Below are 16547 nucleotides of genomic sequence, written 5' to 3'. Positions count from 1 at the left end.
GGCCAGCGGGGCCGGGAGTTTGATCGAGAGCCGGCCGGTGTCGGTGACGCGGATGGTCTCGTTGCCGAAGCGTTTGCCGGACTCCCCGTCGGCGGACAGGAACATCCGCTCCGCCTGCCAACGCTCCCGCCACTCCTGCTCGCTCAGCCCGGCCGCCGCCAGGTGGTGGCGGGTGTTCGCGAGGCGTTTGCCGCCGCGCACCACGCGCACCCGGCCCGCCGCCCAGTCTGCCTCCACCACCGCCAGGCGGTCCTTGAGGGTGTGCAGGCGGCGGGACTTGGCATGCCACTCACCGCGCGAGGCATACCCACGCACCAGCCCTTCCCGCTTGTCCGCCTTGGCGCCCAGTGGCCGGGCCAGCCGCGCCTCGATCGACGAGATCTGCCCGCGCAGCCAGGCCAGATGCGCCACCTGCCCGCGCCGGGCCAGCGCCCACTGGTCATGTGTGGCCTTGGTGATGCTGCCCGCCCAGCGCGCCGACGACCGCCCCGTCAGCCCCGCCGCATCATGCGCCAGACCCTGCCGTGACCGCTCCGCGAGATCACCAGCAGCCAGCGAACCAAGAAAGACGCCGACCTCGGCCAGCACCGCCGCATCCGCCGCCGACACCCGCAGCCGGTCCCGGATCGCCACCCCGGCGGGACCAGGCACCACGAACGATGCCGCCAACTTCCGCAGCCCGCCCACTCGTTCCCCCTCCCGACCGGCCGGAGATCCCCGTCACGAAGTCAACGAGCAGCCCCTGCAAAGGTCACCCATTCGACCCAAGAACCCCAGTTCCCCTCTCGAAGAGCCAAGGGCGGAAGACACCCCAGGACAGAGAAGCCCCGGCACACAACGGACAACCACATCCAGCCCCGGCGCTCACTCACTCACACTCACCAGAAGTCACTCCTGCTCAGTACACCGACAGCAGTTCCCAACCCCCGGCATCGCCCGGTTCGCGCGCGAGGACGTCACCATCGCGCAAGTGGCCGTCCCGCGCGGAGCGACCGTGCTGGTTGCCTCCGCCGTCGCCGACCGTGACCCGGCGCGGTTCCCGGACCCCGACTGCCTGGACATCACCCGGCAGGACAATGCGCACCTCGCTTTCGGGCACGGCATCCACTACTGCCTGGGGGCGCCGCTGGCCCGGCTCGAGGGCCAGATCGCCATCGGAACCGCCCTGCGCCGCCTGCCCCGCCTCAGTCTGGCCGTGCCGCCCGGCGAACTGCGATGGCGCGCGGGCGGTCTGCGCGGCCCCGAACAGCTGCCCGTCACGTTCACCTCCGACGGCACCGGCTGACAGCGGCTGCCCGCCGCCCGCATGCAGCACGCCCACAGGACCCCCCATGGCGTGGTGTGCGGCTGACGATCTCGTCGTCGGCGGGGCTGCCCTGGAAGGCGGCAGCCCCACTGGATCCGATGACTCAGATGGCCTGGGCGGTGGGCAGGATGGTGATCTCGGTCAGATTGACGTGGCGCGGGACAGCGGCCATGAAGGCGACGGTCTCGGCGATGTCGGCGGACTGCAGGCAGTCGATGTCGTGGATGAGGTCGGCCATCAGCCTGGAGGCGTCGGGGTCGGTGACATGGTCGGGCAGTTCGGTGTCGACCATGCCGGGCTCGATGGTGGCGACGCGGACCATCTTGGGGCCGAGTTCGACCCGCAGGAGCCGGGTGAGGTGGCTGATGTAGGCCTTGGTGCCGGAGTAGATCGAGAACTTCTCCAGGATGCGGGTGGCCGCGATGGACGAGGTGTTGATCAGGTCGGCGGGCTTGCCCTGGGCGGCGGACTCCGTCAGGTGGGGGAGGAAGGCGGCGATGACGTTCATCAGGCCGGTGATGTTGAGGTCGATCTGCCGCTGCCACTCATCGACCTTGAGTTCCTCGATGCCGGAGACGAGCTGGACGCCGGCGTTGTTGAACACCAGGTCGGCCTTGCCGAAGCGGTCGGTGACCTGGTCGGCGGCCGTCTGGACGGCGGCGCGGTCGGTGACGTCGACCGCCAGCGCCAGTGCGGTGCCGCCCAAGGCCTCGATGCTCCTGACGACGTTTTCCAGCTTGTCCTTGCGACGGGCGAGCACGACCACGGTGGCGCCCAGTTCGGCGAGGCGTTCGGCGGTGGCGGCGCCCATGCCACTGGAAGCGCCGGAGACAACAGCGACACGGCCCGCGAGCGGTGATCCGGACAGGAGTGCAGACATGACAGGTTCCTTCGAATGCGTGGTGGAAGTGGCGAACGCGGAATCCGCGAACGCGGATCCGTGACGGGCCGGGGGCGCCCGGCCGGGCCGCGAGGGGGGAGAGCTGACCCGGCCGGGCAGTCGTGAGGCCCGCGCACAGGGGCGAGGGCGCATACCCCGGCGATCAGTGAACTCAGGCGGCGTCGTCGTGTGCGGTAGCTGCGGACTTCTCCCGCCAGGGGGCGAGGTCGTCCTGGACCTGCTGGTACTTGACCTCGAGGCGATCGAGGGTGTCGCGGCCCAGGTAGAGGTGGGTGGGCAGCTTGTCACCGGAGGCGACCTCGACGATGAGGGCGGCGCCCTTGACGGGGTCACCGAGCTGGGCGTGGTTGGCCTGGTCGATCCAGTCCAGGGTCAGGTGGGCCGGGGTGTCGTCGTAGTCGGCGATACGGTTCGCGGCGACGGACAGGGAACTGGAGTCGAGGAAGTCGGTGCGGAACACGCCGGGCTCGACGACCACCGACTGGATGTTGAACGGCGCCATCTCTGCGGACAGGGCCTCGCTGATGCCGGCGACCGCGAACTTCGACGCGGAGTACAGGCTGACACCGGGCTCGCCCTCGAAGCCGGAGCGGGAGCCGATGTGCACGAGTTTGCCGGAGCCCTGCTTGCGCATGACGGGCAGGACGGCGCGGGTGACGTTGATCAGGCCGAAGACGTTGAGGTCGAAGAGCGAGCGGGCCTCGGCGTCGGTGATCTCCTCCAGGGCGCCCAGCAGGCCGCGGCCGGCGTTGTTCACCAGGACGTCGATGCCGCCGAACCGGTCCACGGCCGCCTCGACGGCCTGCGGGATGCTTTCGTTGTCGGTCACATCCAGTGCGACCGCGAACACCTTGTCGGAATTCTTCAGATCGGCCGGCACCCGCTCCGGGTTCCGTACGCCGACCACGACGTTGTTGCCTTCCGCCAGCGCGGCGCGGGCAATCTCCGCACCAATACCTCGGGAAGCGCCGGTAACGAACCAAGTAGCCATGATCAGGCCTCTTTCTCTGCTTCTCTTTCACATGTTCATCGGGGGTTTCCTCCGACGTATTCGATTCTGCGAGGAATCGCGAGAGGCAGGAAGGCCGGGAGTTTCCTGGGAGAAATACTCCCAGGCTGCGGAGGGCACCTCCCGCTGCCGGCCCGCCACGGGCCGGGCCGGCAGCTGTCGGCCCACATTGCACGACCGTGCCGGTGAGTAACGCCGAGATGAGCCCTCGCAGGCCAAGAGGGCAGGAAGACTGCCGGACAGCGGACGGCACAAAACCGCACCGGAACTCACCGTCCCCCGCCGGAGTCCGCCTCGCCTCGTGGCGCGCGCCATTCAGGGCGATCAAGCCATGGCTCTGCAAGGGGCCGGAATTCCTGGGAGAAGCGCACCCCCCTTTCGGCCCGCCACAGGGCGCCGAGCCGCTCTAACCTCAGCGGCATGGACACAGACAAGCACCCCGCCGCCGAGAATGCGCTGGGAGGTTTCCTCCGCGCACGACGCGCTCAGCTGCGCCCCGAGGATGCCGGGCTTCCCACGTCCGGGCGCCGCAGGGTGCCTGGTCTGCGCCGCGAGGAAGTCGCCACCCTGGCCGGTGTGAGCACCGACTACTACATGCGCCTGGAACAGGGCCGCGAACGGCATCCCTCGCAGCAGGTGCTCGAAGCCGTGGCCAAGGCCCTGCGCCTCGACGACGACGCCGTGGCACACCTGTACCGCGTGGCCACCCCCACCACGCGCCGCACACGTCGTGCGCCCCGCGTCGAACGGGCCGGCCCGCACCTGCGGCGGCTCCTGGACACCTGGAGCGATACCCCCGCCTTCGTCCTGGGCCACGCCCTGGACATCCTGGCCCGCAACCAGCTCACAGCCGCCCTGTTCGCCGGCTTCACGTCCTGCGACAACCTGCTGCGCATGACGTTCCTGGACCCGGCCGCGCACCACTTCTACCGCGACTGGGACCGTGCCGCCGAATCATGCGTGGCCGCACTGCGACGGGCAGCCGGTATCGACCCCGACGCCCCGCGGCTGATCGAAATCGTCGGCGAACTGTCCATGAAAAGCGCCGAGTTCCGTGCACTGTGGGCCCGCCACGACGTACGGGGCAAGACCCGCGAGGCCAAACTCTTCCACCACGCCGACGTCGGCGACCTGGAGCTGCACTACGAAGCCTTCACCGTCAACAGCGCCCCCGGCCAGCAAGTCATCATCTACCAGGCCGAGGCCGGCAGTCCCTCCGCCGACGCCCTGGCGTTGCTCGGCTCCCTGAGCGCGGTGCCGACTGCCCAGCATGCCCCGTCCGTCGGCCCGGACTGAGGACGAGCAGCCCGGACTGAGGACGAGACCGGAGGCAAAGGTGCGCAGGACGCCCGCATCACAGACCTGCCGCGGGTACGGCGGCGGGGTGCGTCCGCCCACAGCCGCGAGACCGGTCCTTCGTTACCTGGGTGTACCACGGCTACCCTCGCGCCCCCCCATGCCCGCAGACGTCGCGGAGAATGACGGTATGAACCAGATCGTGGAGTTGGGAGAGTTTCTCCGTTCGTGCCGGGGCCGGCTCAGTCCCGCAGACGCGGGAATGCCCAGGACCGCCCGGCGTCGCGTCCCGGGCCTGCGCCGTGAGGAGCTCGCCCAGCTGGCAGGCGTCAGCGTCGACTACTACACGCGCCTGGAGCAGGGGCGCAGCCGTACCGCCTCGCCGGAGATCCTCGAGTCCCTGGCGACAGCGTTGCGCCTGGACGATACCGAACGCGCACACCTGTTCGATCTCGCGAACCGGCGCCCCGTCCAGCCCCGGCGGTCCACGCCCTCCCCCGCCGAACAGGTCAGCCCAGCCGTCCACCAGCTGCTGACCACCCTGGATGCCGCCTACTGCCCCGCATTCGTCCTGGGCCGGCGCACCGATGTGGTGGCCTCCAACCCGCTCTCCCGCGCACTGATCGCCGACTTCGACGTCATGCCCGCGAACGAGCGCAACCAGAGCCGGTTCCTCTTCCTCAACCCCGACGCCCGCGAGCTGTACGCGGATTGGGAGACCGTCGCCGCGGACACCGCCGCCATGCTGCGCATGGACGCCGGGCGCCACCCCGAGGACCCGCAGCTGGGCGAACTGGTCGGCGAACTCGCCGTGCGCAGCGAACACTTCCGCGCGTACTGGGCCGAGCGCAGGGTCCACGAGCGAACCGAGGGGACCAAGAGCTACCACCATCCCGTCGTCGGGGACCTCACCGTCACCTACCAAGCTCTCGCCCTGCCCGGCGACAGCCAGACCCTGTTCATCTACAGCACCGAGCCCGGCTCCTCCTCCGAAACCGCCCTGCGGTTGCTGGCGACCTGGTCGACCCAGCCCCTCACGGACCAGGCCCGCACCGCCGCACCCAACGAACCGGACACCGCCGCCTGACCCCCTCGCGCTCAGCCCCTGCCGGCCGAGCGCACCCAGATCATGCTCCTGCACCGGCCTGCCCCGGTCCTCGACCGGCTTCGGCGCACGGGGTGCCCCGGGACAGCCGACCCGGGCGCCTCAGGCGCGCCCCGCCTGGCGAAAGCAGCCGCCCACCCACGCGCATCGCGGTCGGTTCACCGCCCGCCGTATCCGAAACGGGAAGGCTAGCCTGGGGGATATGAGCGACAGCACCCCCTTGGGCGAGTTCCTCAGAGCACGGCGCGAAGCCCTCAAGCCGCAGGACGTGGGCCTGCCCGAGCACGGCCGCCGACGGGTGCCCGGGCTGCGCCGCGAGGAAGTCGCGATGCTCGCCGGTGTGAGCGCCGACTACTACATGCGCCTGGAGCAGGGGCGCGAGTCCAGCCCTTCGCCCCAGGTCCTCGACGCCGTCGCGGACGCCCTCCACCTTGATGACGAAGCCACCGACCACCTGCGCAGACTCACCCGGGCACCGCAGGAACGCCGCCCCCTTCCCGCCGGCGACGACCAGGTCAACCCGCAGCTGCTGCAGCTGCTCGACAGCTGGCCCGACACCCCCGCCTTCGTGGTGGGCCCGGCGCTGGACATCCTGGCGCACAACGCCCTTGCGGCCGCACTGCACAGCGGCTTTCAGCGGTTCGACAACCTGGCTCGCATGGTCTTCGTCGACCCGGCGGGCCGCGACTTCTACCAGGACTGGGAAAAGGCCGCCCAGTCGTGCGTCGCCGAGATCCGCGCCGCCTACGGATACGACCCGAAATCTCCACGGATCATCGAAGTCGTAGAAACTCTTTCCGCGAAGAGTCCGGAATTCGCCGAGCTGTGGGCACGGCACCATGTGAAGGGCAAGACCCGGCAGACGAAGAACCTCAAACATGCCCAGGTCGGCGACCTGCAGATTCAGTTCTCTGCCTTCACGGTCAATGAAGCACCTCATCAGCAGTTGGTCGTCTATCAGGCTGAACCCGCCGGCTCCACTGCGGCCGCATTCGCCGAACTCCGTTCACGGATCGACAACCGCCAGGGAGAGCAGGAACAGCACGAAGCGGAGTGGATTCCCGAATCGACTCACCACCTGTGATGCGCAGGCCGCCCACCGGCACATCGCGTCGCCGAAGGACGCCTGCCGTAGCGCCGGTGCGCGCAGCCTGGCCCTCGCGTACCCAGGAAAACCCCGGCCCTTACAGCCTCACCGACCGCTGGCCAGACTGGACGTACAGAAAAGCCGAGGACACCGACCCGCCAATTCGCTGAAACAGCGACTGTCTCCTCGGCCGGCCCATACGCCCCAGGAGACCAGCGATGACCACGGTCAGCGATCTGCAGGAACACCCCTTGGACCAGGTCCACCGGCTGATCGAGCCTGGCCCGGTGATCCTGGTGACCACACAGCACCGCGGCATCCCGAATGTGATGACCAACGGGTTCAACATGATGATCCGCCACGCCCCGCCACTGATCGGCTGCACCATCGGGCCGTGGGACCACAGTTACACCGCGCTGCGCGATACCGGGGAATGCGTCATTTCCATCCCTGGCAGTGAACTTGCCGAGACCACGGTCGACATCGGCAACTGCTCAGGCCAGGACGTGGACAAGTTCCAGGAGTTCGACCTGACCCCGCTGGCCGCACAACAGGTCGAAGCACCGCTGATCGCCGAGTGTTTCGCGAACATCGAATGCAAGGTCGCCGACACCGCCCTGGTCGGCGCGTACCACCTGTTCGTCCTCGAAGCGGTCCGGGCCTGGGTCGATCCGTCCCAGCCGCACCCGCAGATGTTCCACCACCGCGGCGACGGCACCTTCACGCTGGACGGCGAAACCATCGACCTCCAAGACCGCATGACCAAGTGGCAATACCTCCTGTGACGCTCCCCGCCACCTGCCCCACCTCCGCCCCACCGCCTACCCGACGCCCGGAACACCCCGCCGGGATGAGGAACGACGCATGACAGGCCTCGAACTCATTGCCGCGGTCCTTGCCGCTGTGCTGCTGATGACCTGGCTGGCCCGCCGCCTCCACCTGAGCGAGCCGCTGATGCTGCTGGGCGGAGGCGTCCTCATCGGCCTCACGCCGCATTTCGGCCGTGTCGACCTGCCGCCCGACGTGGTGCTTCTGGTCTTCCTGCCGGCACTCCTGTACTGGGAGACGCTGACCACGTCGCTGCGCGAGATCAAGACGAACTTCCGCTCGATCGCCCTGCAGTCGACCGGCCTCGTCCTGGTGACCGCGCTTGCCGTAGCCGCGGTCGCGCACGCACTCGGCTACGCATGGCCGATCGCCTTCGTCCTCGGAGCGGTGCTGGCACCCACGGACGTCGCGGCAGTCGCCGCGGTGGCCAAGGCCATGCCGCGACGCATCGTGACACTGCTGCGCACCGAGAGTCTCCTCAACGACGGCACAGCCCTGGTGCTTCTCGCCGTGAGCCTGGAACTCCTCACCACAGGCGAGCCGTTCTCCTGGGCCGGCACCACACTGCGCTTCGTGGAGTCCTACGCCGGCGGCGCGATCACCGGCGCGGTGATCGCTCTGGCCCTGATCCCCGTGCGCCGGCACCTGAAAGACCGCAGCCTGCACAGCGGCCTGAGCGTCGCCACCCCGTTCCTCGCCTTCCTGCCCGCCGAAGCCGTGCACGTCTCGGGCGTCCTGGCCGTGGTCACCTGCGCACTGGTCACCAGCCGCGTAGGCCCCAGACTCATCCGTTCCGACGCCCGTTTGGAGGCCACCGCCTTCTGGGAAGTCACCGCGTTCCTGCTCAACGGCGCACTGTTCGTCCTGGTCGGCATCCAGACGCCCGCCGCCGTCCGCGCCCTGACCTCCATCTCCCTGCTTCAGGCGACCATGATCGCTGCCGCGGTCAGCGCGACCGTCATCGCCGCCCGCGTCGCATGGTTTTATACGGTCCCCTACCTGATCCGCCTGGTGGACCGCCGCCCGCAACAACGCAGGCGGCGCATCGGCGCACGGCAACGACTGCCCCTGGCATGGGCCGGGATGCGCGGAGCGATCTCCCTCGCCGCAGCACTGTCGATCCCCGCGACAACGGCCGATGGACAACCTCTGGCACAGCGCGACGCGGTCATCTTCATCACCGTGGTCGTCATCACCGTCACCCTCGCCGTACTCGGCCCGGCCCTCCCGGCAGTCGTGCGCAGCGCGCGATTCACCGAAGACACCGCCGAAGCAGCGGAGGAGGAATTCGCCGTACGCCAACTGGCCCGCACCGCCCTGGCAGAGCTGCCCGCCCTGGCCGACCGGTTCCCCGTGCCTGAGGCGGCCATGGCCCACATCACCAAGGACCTGCGCAAACATGCCGCCGCAGCTTCGGACGAAACCCACGACCAAGCAATCCGCCGCAAGCGGCAGATCAGCGCCACATACGCGCTCGAGACCGAGCTCCTCTACGTCAAGCGTGCCGCACTGAACGACCTGCGCAACCAGGCCCGCATCGATGACATCGTGCTGCGCCGGATGCAACGCCATCTGGACACCGAGGAGCAACGCCTGAGCATGAGGATGTCCTTGCTCCCGTCTTCCGCCGACGGAGTCGGCGAGCCGGACGGCGCACACCAGGACGGCCCGTCCGCCCTCTGAAAGCGCATGCGGACGCGGTCCCTCGCGACAGCGCCTAGAGGGGCGAGCGCATCCGGTGCGGGCGGATCTCTATTTCCCCGACGGTCAGCTGAGGTGCCTGAGCAAGGAATTCCGTGACATACGGAGTCCTCATGTGGAAGTCGAACGCGGCAGCGGATTTCCACATCTCGAAGATGAACCAGGCATTCTCATCTTCATTCGACTGGTAGACCTCGTAGCGGAGGCAGCCTTCCTCTTGGCGAGTCGGTGCCACCAAAGCGAGCAAGCGCTGTCCGAGATCTTCTCCCCAGTCGGGCTTGGCCCGGACGAAGGCCGCATTGGTCAGCGGGCTCATATCGCGCTCCCTCCACCGACATGCTGGGCTTGCTGGGACAACCGTTGCAATGGATCGTATGCCTTCGCGTCGGTGACAATTGCTTACACCGCGCCGCCGTGCATGCGGAGGATCCGGGCGGTTCGCGAACGATGGCCAAGGCACTGCGAAGCCTGGGAAATTCACCTGCTGGGCGTTGTCGAATAGCTGTTTTGCAGACTGCACCGCCATGAGTCGCAGATGAGCGGATCGGAGTCAAAGGTGCACCTTCAGCGATCCGCACCGACCTTTCTCGGTCGTCGTGATGAGCACGCAGCGCTGTGCGAACTACTCGAGACAGCACGTAGAGGACACGGCGGAGCCCTGGTTGTCCACGGAGAACCGGGAATCGGCAAAACCGCACTCCTGGATCGGACGGTGGCGTCCGTCCCGGGCCTCGGAGTGCTCCACGCCGATGGACACGAGTACGAAAACGAGCTGGCGTTCGCCGGGCTTCATACCGGCATGGTCGCCACAGAACTCCCCGACCACGTCACCGACCCCGACGCCACCCTGCTCATGGCCGACCTGCTCCGGCAAATCGACTGCCTGTCGTCGGAGGACGTCGCCGAGACAGTCGCTTTCGTCGCCTCCGTCCCGAGGCACGTCAACCTCACCGAGATCACCGTCCTGCCCACCGAACAGGCCATCTGAATACTCCCGCCCACGGTCACCGCCGCCCCGAGCGACGGTAACCGTGGGTGTGACGCACCTGGGGAAACCGCGGCCTGGTTGCCCCGGCGAGAGAGACCGACGCTGGTGTCCGCAAGCCGTTGCGCACAGACCCACCGCACCTCCGCGAGGAAAAGGACATCCCATGAACGTCGACGACACCACCAGCGCCGCCGTGCTCGACCAGCTCCAGCGCCAGGCCGCCGACCCACAGCGACGCATCCTGTTCACCGGCGCGACCATCGTCACCATGGACCCCGACCTCGGCGTCATCGGCCGTGGCGACCTGCTCGTCGAAGGCAACACCATCGCCGCCGTCGGACCCGCCCTCAGCGCGGACGGCGCCGTGGTCGTCGACGCCACCGGCACGATCCTCGCCCCCGGCTTCGTGGACACCCACCGGCACGCCTGGGAGACCCAACTGCGAAGGATCATGCCGGACGTCGACGACCTCGGCGGCTATGTGATGACCACCCTGGCCGGCTACGCCACCGTCTACCGGCCCCAGGACATGTACATCGGCACCAAGCTGGCCGCCCTGACCGCGATCGACAGCGGCATCACCTGCATGCTCGACTTCTCCCACAACTCCCGCACTCCCGAGCACTCCGACGCCGCCGTCCAGGCCCTCCTCGACACCGGCATCCGCGGCGTGCACGCCTCCATGGGCCCGCACTTCGGCGACTGGGACCGGCAATGGCCCGGCGACCTGACCCGGCTCAAGAACCAGTACTTCAGCAGCAACGACCAGCTGCTGACTCTGCGCGTGGCCACCCTTGCCACCGACGAGATCGCCGGGCCGGCGCTGGCCTACGGACCCGACCTCGCCCGCGTCGCAAAGGACCTGGGGGTCGGCGTGAGCGTCGACGCCGTCTTCGGCACCTCCTCCTCCGAGGCCGTCCTGCGCTGGGCCAAGGACGGCATCCTCGGCCCCGACATCACCCTCATCCACTCCACCGGATTGACCTCCGAGGCGTGGAAGGCGATGGGGGAGAGCGGCACCACCGTGGCGCTCGCCCCCACGTCCGACGCACAGATCGGCCTGGAGACCGCGATCCCCGCCGTCGACGAGGCCCTGGCCGCCGGCATCCGGCCCGGACTGAGCATCGACGTCGAAGTCGCTCTCGCCAGCGACATGTTCACCCAGATGCGGGCCCTGCACGCCATCCAGCGCATGCGCGCCGTCAACGCCGCCTACGGCACCGACCAGCAGCCCTCACGCATCACCACGCACGACGTCCTGGACTTCGCCACCCTTCAGGGCGCCCGCACCAACGGTCTCGCCGGCGTCACCGGCTCGCTCACCCCGGGCAAGAAGGCCGACCTGCTGGTCATCCAGGCCGAAGACCTCAACAACATGCCGCTCAACGACCCGATCGGCACCGTTGTGCTGGGCTCGGACGCCCGCAACATCAGCGCCGTCCTCATCAACGGCGAGCCCCGCAAGTGGAACGGCCAGGTCCTCGACGTCAATCTGGCCGCCCTGCGCGGCGAGGTGCACGCCTCGCGCGAGTACGTCCTGAACACCACCACCGGCTGAGAGCCCCTTCAGCCTCAGAGCCCGGCCAGCTCCATTCCATCGCCGGGCTCGGGGGGCGCCGGCCCAAGGCGTAGGTCGACGACCCGGACCAGGAACTGCCATGACAACCCCACCACAACCACAGTCCGCGCCGCGACGACACCGTCCGGTGCGAGCTGTGACACCCGCAGGGGCGCCCTCTGCCGCTGACCGGCGGAGCTTACGGCGGTACCGACTGTGGGTGTGGCGCACCTGGGGATACGGCGGCCTGGTTCCGATTCCACCGTGCGACGAACCTGGTGGTCAGACAGCCGCCGTAGCGGTCGAACATCCGCCTCGAACCTGTACCGGCGCTCACTTCGCGCATCGGGCAGACCGATGAGCCGACACCATTGAGGAGCATGCAATGAGCAACACCGACACCAACACCACGGACTGGAACCCCAAGGCCCTCGACGAGATCCTCTCCAACGACGAGGGGCGCCCCGTCCTGTTCACCAACGCCCGCATCCTGACGATGGACCCGCTGATCGGGACCATGACCGGCGCCGACCTCCTGTTCGTCGGTTCCCTGCTCGTGGGCGTCGGCCCGGGCATCATCACCGCGGCACAGGACGACAACGCCATCGTCGTCGACTGCACCGGCATGACCATCGCCCCCGCCGTCGTCGACACCGTCGCACTGACCGGCGGCCGCGGCCGCCGTTCGGAGTATGTCGCCACGCTGACCCCGGGCAACACCACCGACTTCCTGGTGGTGCCCGACGAGCTCGCCGCCGACGTGCCGAGCGCCCTGGCCACGCTCATGTCCCAGCCGGAGCAGGTGCGCTCACTGGTCGCAGCCGGCCGGCCCGTCCTGTGGGCCGGTACCGACGTTCCCGGCCGGGACACCGCGCCCGAGGCGGGCATCCCGGCCGCCGAGGACCTGACCGGCAGCCCGCGCGTCGGCGTCTGGATCGACAGGAACGACTTCCTGCACCAGGAGCTCACTGCCGACGGCCGCTACGACGAGACCCGGGGCGGGCGCCCGCACGCCTACCAGGGCCAGTACTGGATCGACGGCGACCGCATCGACTACCTGGACGACCTCGGCTTCTGGGCCTACGGAGAGTTCCAGGGCGACGAGCTGCACCACGCGGGCTACGTCATGAAGCTCGGCTGACCTTCCCTCCGGTCGGCGCGACGACGGTCCCGATCCTGGGTGCGCGACACCTGGGGAAACCGCGGCCTGGTTGCCGTAGCGGACGTGGCCGAGGCTGGTGTTCGACCTGCCCGCCCTGCACAGCGAAGTGCACGCCTCCCGCGAGCACATGCTGAACATCCCGGCTGCCTGAGCGTCCCCCGTCGCCTGAGCATGTCTCTCCATCGTCCCCGGCCGTTCCTCCCGGCCGGGGGCACCCACCGAATCCCGGTGGTGCCATCGGCCGATCGTGCCGCGCGCAAACACGCGGGGCGGCGACCAGACGCCCCCCTCTGGAGTCCCCATGTCCCACCCCACCACCTCCCCCCGGCACGCAGCCGGGACCAGCACGCCGGACCAGCCGCCGTCCTGGGCCCCCACTGCGCCGACCATCGCCCTGCTGACCTCACTCGGCGTCCTGATGGTCGGCCAGATGTACACCGTTTTGGCCCTGCTGCACCCCATGGCCACCGCGCTCGGCACGACACCGGGGCAGGCCACCTGGACGGCGACGGCGTTCGGCTTCGCCTACGCCGCCGGATTCCTCCTCGCCGGTCCGCTGTCGGACCGCTACGGATCGCGCGCCGTGATCACCGCCGGGCTCGTGACCGCCACGGCAGCCACCGTGGCGGTCAGCGCCGCCCCCAACCTCACCTGGGCCGTCGCCCTGCGCAGCGTGCAGGGACTGACCACCGCCGCATTCGCGCCCTCCGCGCTCTCCTACGCCGTTCACCACATCGCGCCCCAGCGCCGCGGCACCGCGGTGACCTGCATCACCAGCGGCATGCTCGCGGCCGCCGTCATCATGCAGATCGGCGCTCAGACCGTCGCGGCCGGGCTCGGCTGGCGCGCGGTCTTCTGGCTCAGCGCCGCCCTCATGGCCCTGAGCCTGATCCCGGTGCGCCGCGTGCTGCGGCCCACCCTCCGCCACGACACCGGCGGCGGGCTGCTGCAGGCCTTCGCGGCGATGCCGCGACTGCTACGCCGGCCGCGACTGGTCGCCTTGTACCTGTCCACCGTGGCCCTGATGTCCGCCTTCGTCGCCGTCTACACGGCGGTGGCCATAGCCGGGCCGCCCAGCATCGCCGGGAACTCCTCCGCGATCCTCGCCCTGCGGGCCAGCGCACTGCCCGCCCTGGTCGCCATCCCCGTGCTCGCCCCCGTGCTCCAGCGCCTGGCCGCACCCCTGCGCGCGGTCCTGGCCTTCACGCTGGCCGCCGCCGCCGTCGCGGTCGGCTCCCTGCTCGGCGGCCACACCGTGCCGTTGGCCATCGCTCTGCTGCTGTTCGTGGCCGCCGTCGCGGCAGCGGCACCCGCCGTCGTCGAAACCGTCAACGCCACCGCCCCGCACGCGCGCGGCGCGGCCGTCGCCCTCTACGGATGCAGCATGTTCATCGGCGCCAGCCTGGGCCCGCAGCTCACCGGAGCCCTCACCGGCCTGGGCTTCGGCGGCATCCTGCGCATCGTCGCCGCCGCGCTCGTCCTGGGCATCCTCCTGGCCCTGCCGGCCCTGCGCCACCAGCGCACCGAATAACCCGCGCCCGAACCATTCCCGCACCACGCCCCTGAAGGAGAAGGACATGTCCACCCGAGCAAGCACGGAGACCCGCACCCCTGGCGGCGTGCTGGTCACCACCGGCGGCATCCCGATGAGCGAGCGCGCCCGCGCGCTCGGCGCCGGCGTCGCCCGCACCTACATCGACGGCGCCTGGCACGACAACGCGACCGACGAGCGGTGGCAGCACCACCACCCGGCCACCGGCGAGCCGGACTTCACGATCGGCGTCAGCTCCGCCGACGAGGTCGACCGCGCGGTCCGCGCCGCCCGTCGCGCCTTCGACGAGGGACCCTGGCCGCGGATGACCGCCCGCGAGCGCAAGCTGGCGCTGCAGCCCCTCGGTGACCTGATCCGCGCCCGCGGCTCCGAGTTCGCGCAGCTGCAGTCACTCGACAACGGCGTGCCGATCACTGTCGGCAGCGGTTTCCGGTTCTCGGCGAACTTCGCCGCCGACGTTTTCGACTACTTCACCGGCTGGATCGACAAGCTCGACGGCGCGGCCCCGCCCGTCTACACGGAGCAGATCAACAACCAGCTGATCACCGTCAAGGAGCCGGTCGGTGTCGTCGCGGCGATCACCCCGTTCAACGCCCCGGTGATGCAGTTCGCCCAGAAGGTCGCGCCCGCCCTCGCCGCCGGCTGCACCGTGGTGTTCAAGCCCTCGGAGTACGCCTCCAACGTCGCCGCCCTCTACACCGAGCTCATCGAACAACTCGACCTGCCGGCAGGCGTGTTCAACCTGGTCCCCGGAACGGCAAGCACCTCCCAGGCCCTGGTGGCGCACCCACTGGTCGACAAGGTGGCCTTCACCGGGCGCCGCTTTGTCGGCGAGCAGATCCTCACCGCCGCCGCACCCGGCCTCAAGCGCGTGCAGCTGGAACTGGGCGGCAAGAGCCCGAGCATTGTGTTCGACGACGTCGAGGACATCGCCGCCACCGCGCAGTACGCGATGAGCCTGGTCTCCATGGGCCTGTCCGGACAGCTGTGCTCGACCCAGACCCGCGCCCTTGTGCAGCGGTCGGTGTACGACGACTTTGTCGCAGCCGCCGCCGCGCAGATCGAGAACGTCCACCTCGGCGACTCCTTCGACCCGACCGTCACGTCCATCCCGCTGGTGAACCCGGCCGCGTCCGACCGGGTCATGGGGCTGATCGACGGCGCTGTCGCTGAAGGCGCCAAGCCGGTTGTGGGCGGGCGCCGGATCACGGTCCCCGGCGGCGGCAACTGGGTCGAGCCGACCCTGTTCACCGACGTCACCACCGACATGGAGATCGCCCGGGAGGAGGTGTTCGGTCCGGTGCTCGCGGCCATCCCGTTCGACACCGAGGAGGAGGCGATCCGCATCGCGAACGACTCGGAATACGGCCTCTCAGCCGGCGTCTACACCCGCGACACCTCCCGGGCCGTACGCGTCGCGCGCAGGCTGCGTACAGGGACGGTCGGCATCAACAGCCTGTTCGTCGCCACCCCCACCGCACCGTTCGGCGGCTACAAGACCTCCGGCCTGGGCCGCGAAGGCGGCCGCGACGGCCTGGAAGGCTACCTGGAAACCAAAACGATCAGCATCCCCCTCGGCTGATCCCCGCCGTTCCCCTGCCTGCCCTGCCCACCAGTCGGCAGGGCAGGCACGACCCGCACATCAACGCACGGCAGCCGGACGGGCGGAAGGAAGAGGAACCATGAGCACCCACGACAGCGCGAAGGACCGGCAGGAGCGTTTCGACCACGGCATGGCCGTACTGTCGAGCATCGACGGCGAGAGCGGACAGAAGGTCATCGACTCGCTGGCCGACATCTCCCCCGAGCTGGGACACCAGGTGGTTGCCTGGGCCTTCGGCGAGATGTACAGCCGCCCGCAACTGGCCCCGAGGGACCGCCAGCTGGTCACCCTGGGCATGCTGACGGCCCTGGGCGGCTGCGAGCCGCAACTCGACGTCCACATCAACGCAGCCCTAATAGGACTCCGTTAGGTCTGTCTCGATCTTGGCGTGGTGGGTGTCCTGCTGGGTAGGGGCTGTTGGCAGGTGGTGCAGATACCGGTCCAGCACCTC

At 69.3% G+C, this 16547-nt stretch carries 14 protein-coding genes and 2 pseudogenes; 12 read left to right on the top strand and 4 right to left on the bottom strand.

Translation table 11 applies throughout. From position 1 onward, the window contains the following. A pseudogene (locus tag AB0D57_RS44860) lies at positions 1–687 on the bottom strand (IS200/IS605 family accessory protein TnpB-related protein); the annotation flags it as partial. On the opposite strand from AB0D57_RS44860, the gene AB0D57_RS44855 reads away from it, so the two are divergent. Further along, a complete protein-coding gene (locus AB0D57_RS44855; RefSeq protein ID WP_362088082.1) occupies positions 626–1285 on the top strand; it encodes a cytochrome P450 in 660 nt (219 codons plus the stop codon). The pseudogene AB0D57_RS44860 and the gene AB0D57_RS44855 overlap by 62 nt on opposite strands. A gap of 124 nt (positions 1286–1409) precedes the next feature. Here the strand turns inward: AB0D57_RS44855 and AB0D57_RS44850 are convergent, their stop codons facing one another. Further along, positions 1410–2186, bottom strand: a complete 777-nt coding sequence (locus AB0D57_RS44850) for an SDR family oxidoreductase (protein WP_362088079.1) — start codon at positions 2184–2186, stop codon at positions 1410–1412. 172 nt (positions 2187–2358) lie between these two features. Beyond that, positions 2359–3198, bottom strand: a complete 840-nt coding sequence (locus tag AB0D57_RS44845) for an SDR family NAD(P)-dependent oxidoreductase (protein ID WP_362088077.1) — start codon at positions 3196–3198, stop codon at positions 2359–2361. A 438-nt stretch (positions 3199–3636) separates the two neighbouring features. Here AB0D57_RS44845 and AB0D57_RS44840 point away from each other — a divergent pair, with 438 nt between their 5' ends. From AB0D57_RS44840 to AB0D57_RS44820, 5 genes are all read left to right on the top strand, one after another. Then, positions 3637–4512, top strand: a complete 876-nt coding sequence (locus AB0D57_RS44840; RefSeq protein WP_362088075.1) for a helix-turn-helix transcriptional regulator — start codon at positions 3637–3639, stop codon at positions 4510–4512. A gap of 190 nt (positions 4513–4702) precedes the next feature. Continuing rightward, a complete protein-coding gene (locus tag AB0D57_RS44835) occupies positions 4703–5599 on the top strand; it encodes a helix-turn-helix transcriptional regulator (RefSeq protein ID WP_362088073.1) in 897 nt (298 codons plus the stop codon). 220 nt (positions 5600–5819) lie between these two features. Continuing rightward, positions 5820–6701, top strand: a complete 882-nt coding sequence (locus tag AB0D57_RS44830; RefSeq protein WP_362088071.1) for a helix-turn-helix transcriptional regulator — start codon at positions 5820–5822, stop codon at positions 6699–6701. Positions 6702–6922: 221 nt separating this feature from the next. Then, positions 6923–7489: a flavin reductase family protein gene (locus tag AB0D57_RS44825; protein WP_362088069.1), complete on the top strand. Its 567-nt coding sequence runs from the start codon at positions 6923–6925 to the stop codon at positions 7487–7489. A 79-nt stretch (positions 7490–7568) separates the two neighbouring features. Continuing rightward, positions 7569–9215, top strand: coding sequence for a Na+/H+ antiporter (locus AB0D57_RS44820; RefSeq protein WP_362088067.1), 1647 nt, complete (start codon positions 7569–7571; stop codon positions 9213–9215). A 34-nt stretch (positions 9216–9249) separates the two neighbouring features. On the opposite strand, the gene AB0D57_RS44815 is transcribed toward AB0D57_RS44820, so the two are convergent. Then, complete coding sequence (locus AB0D57_RS44815; RefSeq protein WP_362088065.1) at positions 9250–9549, bottom strand: putative quinol monooxygenase; 300 nt, start codon at positions 9547–9549, stop codon at positions 9250–9252. Positions 9550–9768: 219 nt separating this feature from the next. Between AB0D57_RS44815 and AB0D57_RS44810 the strand changes: the two genes are divergently transcribed. The 6 genes and pseudogenes from AB0D57_RS44810 to AB0D57_RS44785 form a co-directional block, all read left to right on the top strand. Next, positions 9769–10221 carry an AAA family ATPase gene (locus AB0D57_RS44810; RefSeq protein WP_362088063.1) on the top strand — a complete coding sequence of 151 codons (453 nt, stop codon included), beginning with the start codon at positions 9769–9771 and terminating at the stop codon, positions 10219–10221. A gap of 163 nt (positions 10222–10384) precedes the next feature. Further along, positions 10385–11779, top strand: coding sequence for an amidohydrolase family protein (locus tag AB0D57_RS44805; RefSeq protein ID WP_362088061.1), 1395 nt, complete (start codon positions 10385–10387; stop codon positions 11777–11779). Between the two features lie 385 nt (positions 11780–12164). Next, a complete protein-coding gene (locus AB0D57_RS44800) occupies positions 12165–12920 on the top strand; it encodes an Atu4866 domain-containing protein (protein WP_362088059.1) in 756 nt (251 codons plus the stop codon). 322 nt (positions 12921–13242) lie between these two features. Then, the gene (locus AB0D57_RS44795) at positions 13243–14472 is read left to right on the top strand and encodes an MFS transporter (protein WP_362088056.1); all 1230 of its coding nucleotides are present in this window, start codon (positions 13243–13245) and stop codon (positions 14470–14472) included. 46 nt (positions 14473–14518) lie between these two features. Then, positions 14519–16075: an aldehyde dehydrogenase family protein gene (locus tag AB0D57_RS44790; protein WP_362088054.1), complete on the top strand. Its 1557-nt coding sequence runs from the start codon at positions 14519–14521 to the stop codon at positions 16073–16075. Between the two features lie 100 nt (positions 16076–16175). Beyond that, positions 16176–16460: pseudogene (locus AB0D57_RS44785) on the top strand (carboxymuconolactone decarboxylase family protein); the annotation flags it as partial. Positions 16461–16547: the final 87 nt, after the last annotated feature.

It is taken from the genome of Streptomyces sp. NPDC048275 (assembly GCF_040652275.1).
In the GTDB taxonomy this organism is placed as follows: Bacteria; Actinomycetota; Actinomycetes; order Streptomycetales; family Streptomycetaceae; genus Streptomyces.
Note: the sequence above shows the minus strand (reverse complement) of the source record. Positions and strands in the feature narration are given on the sequence as shown.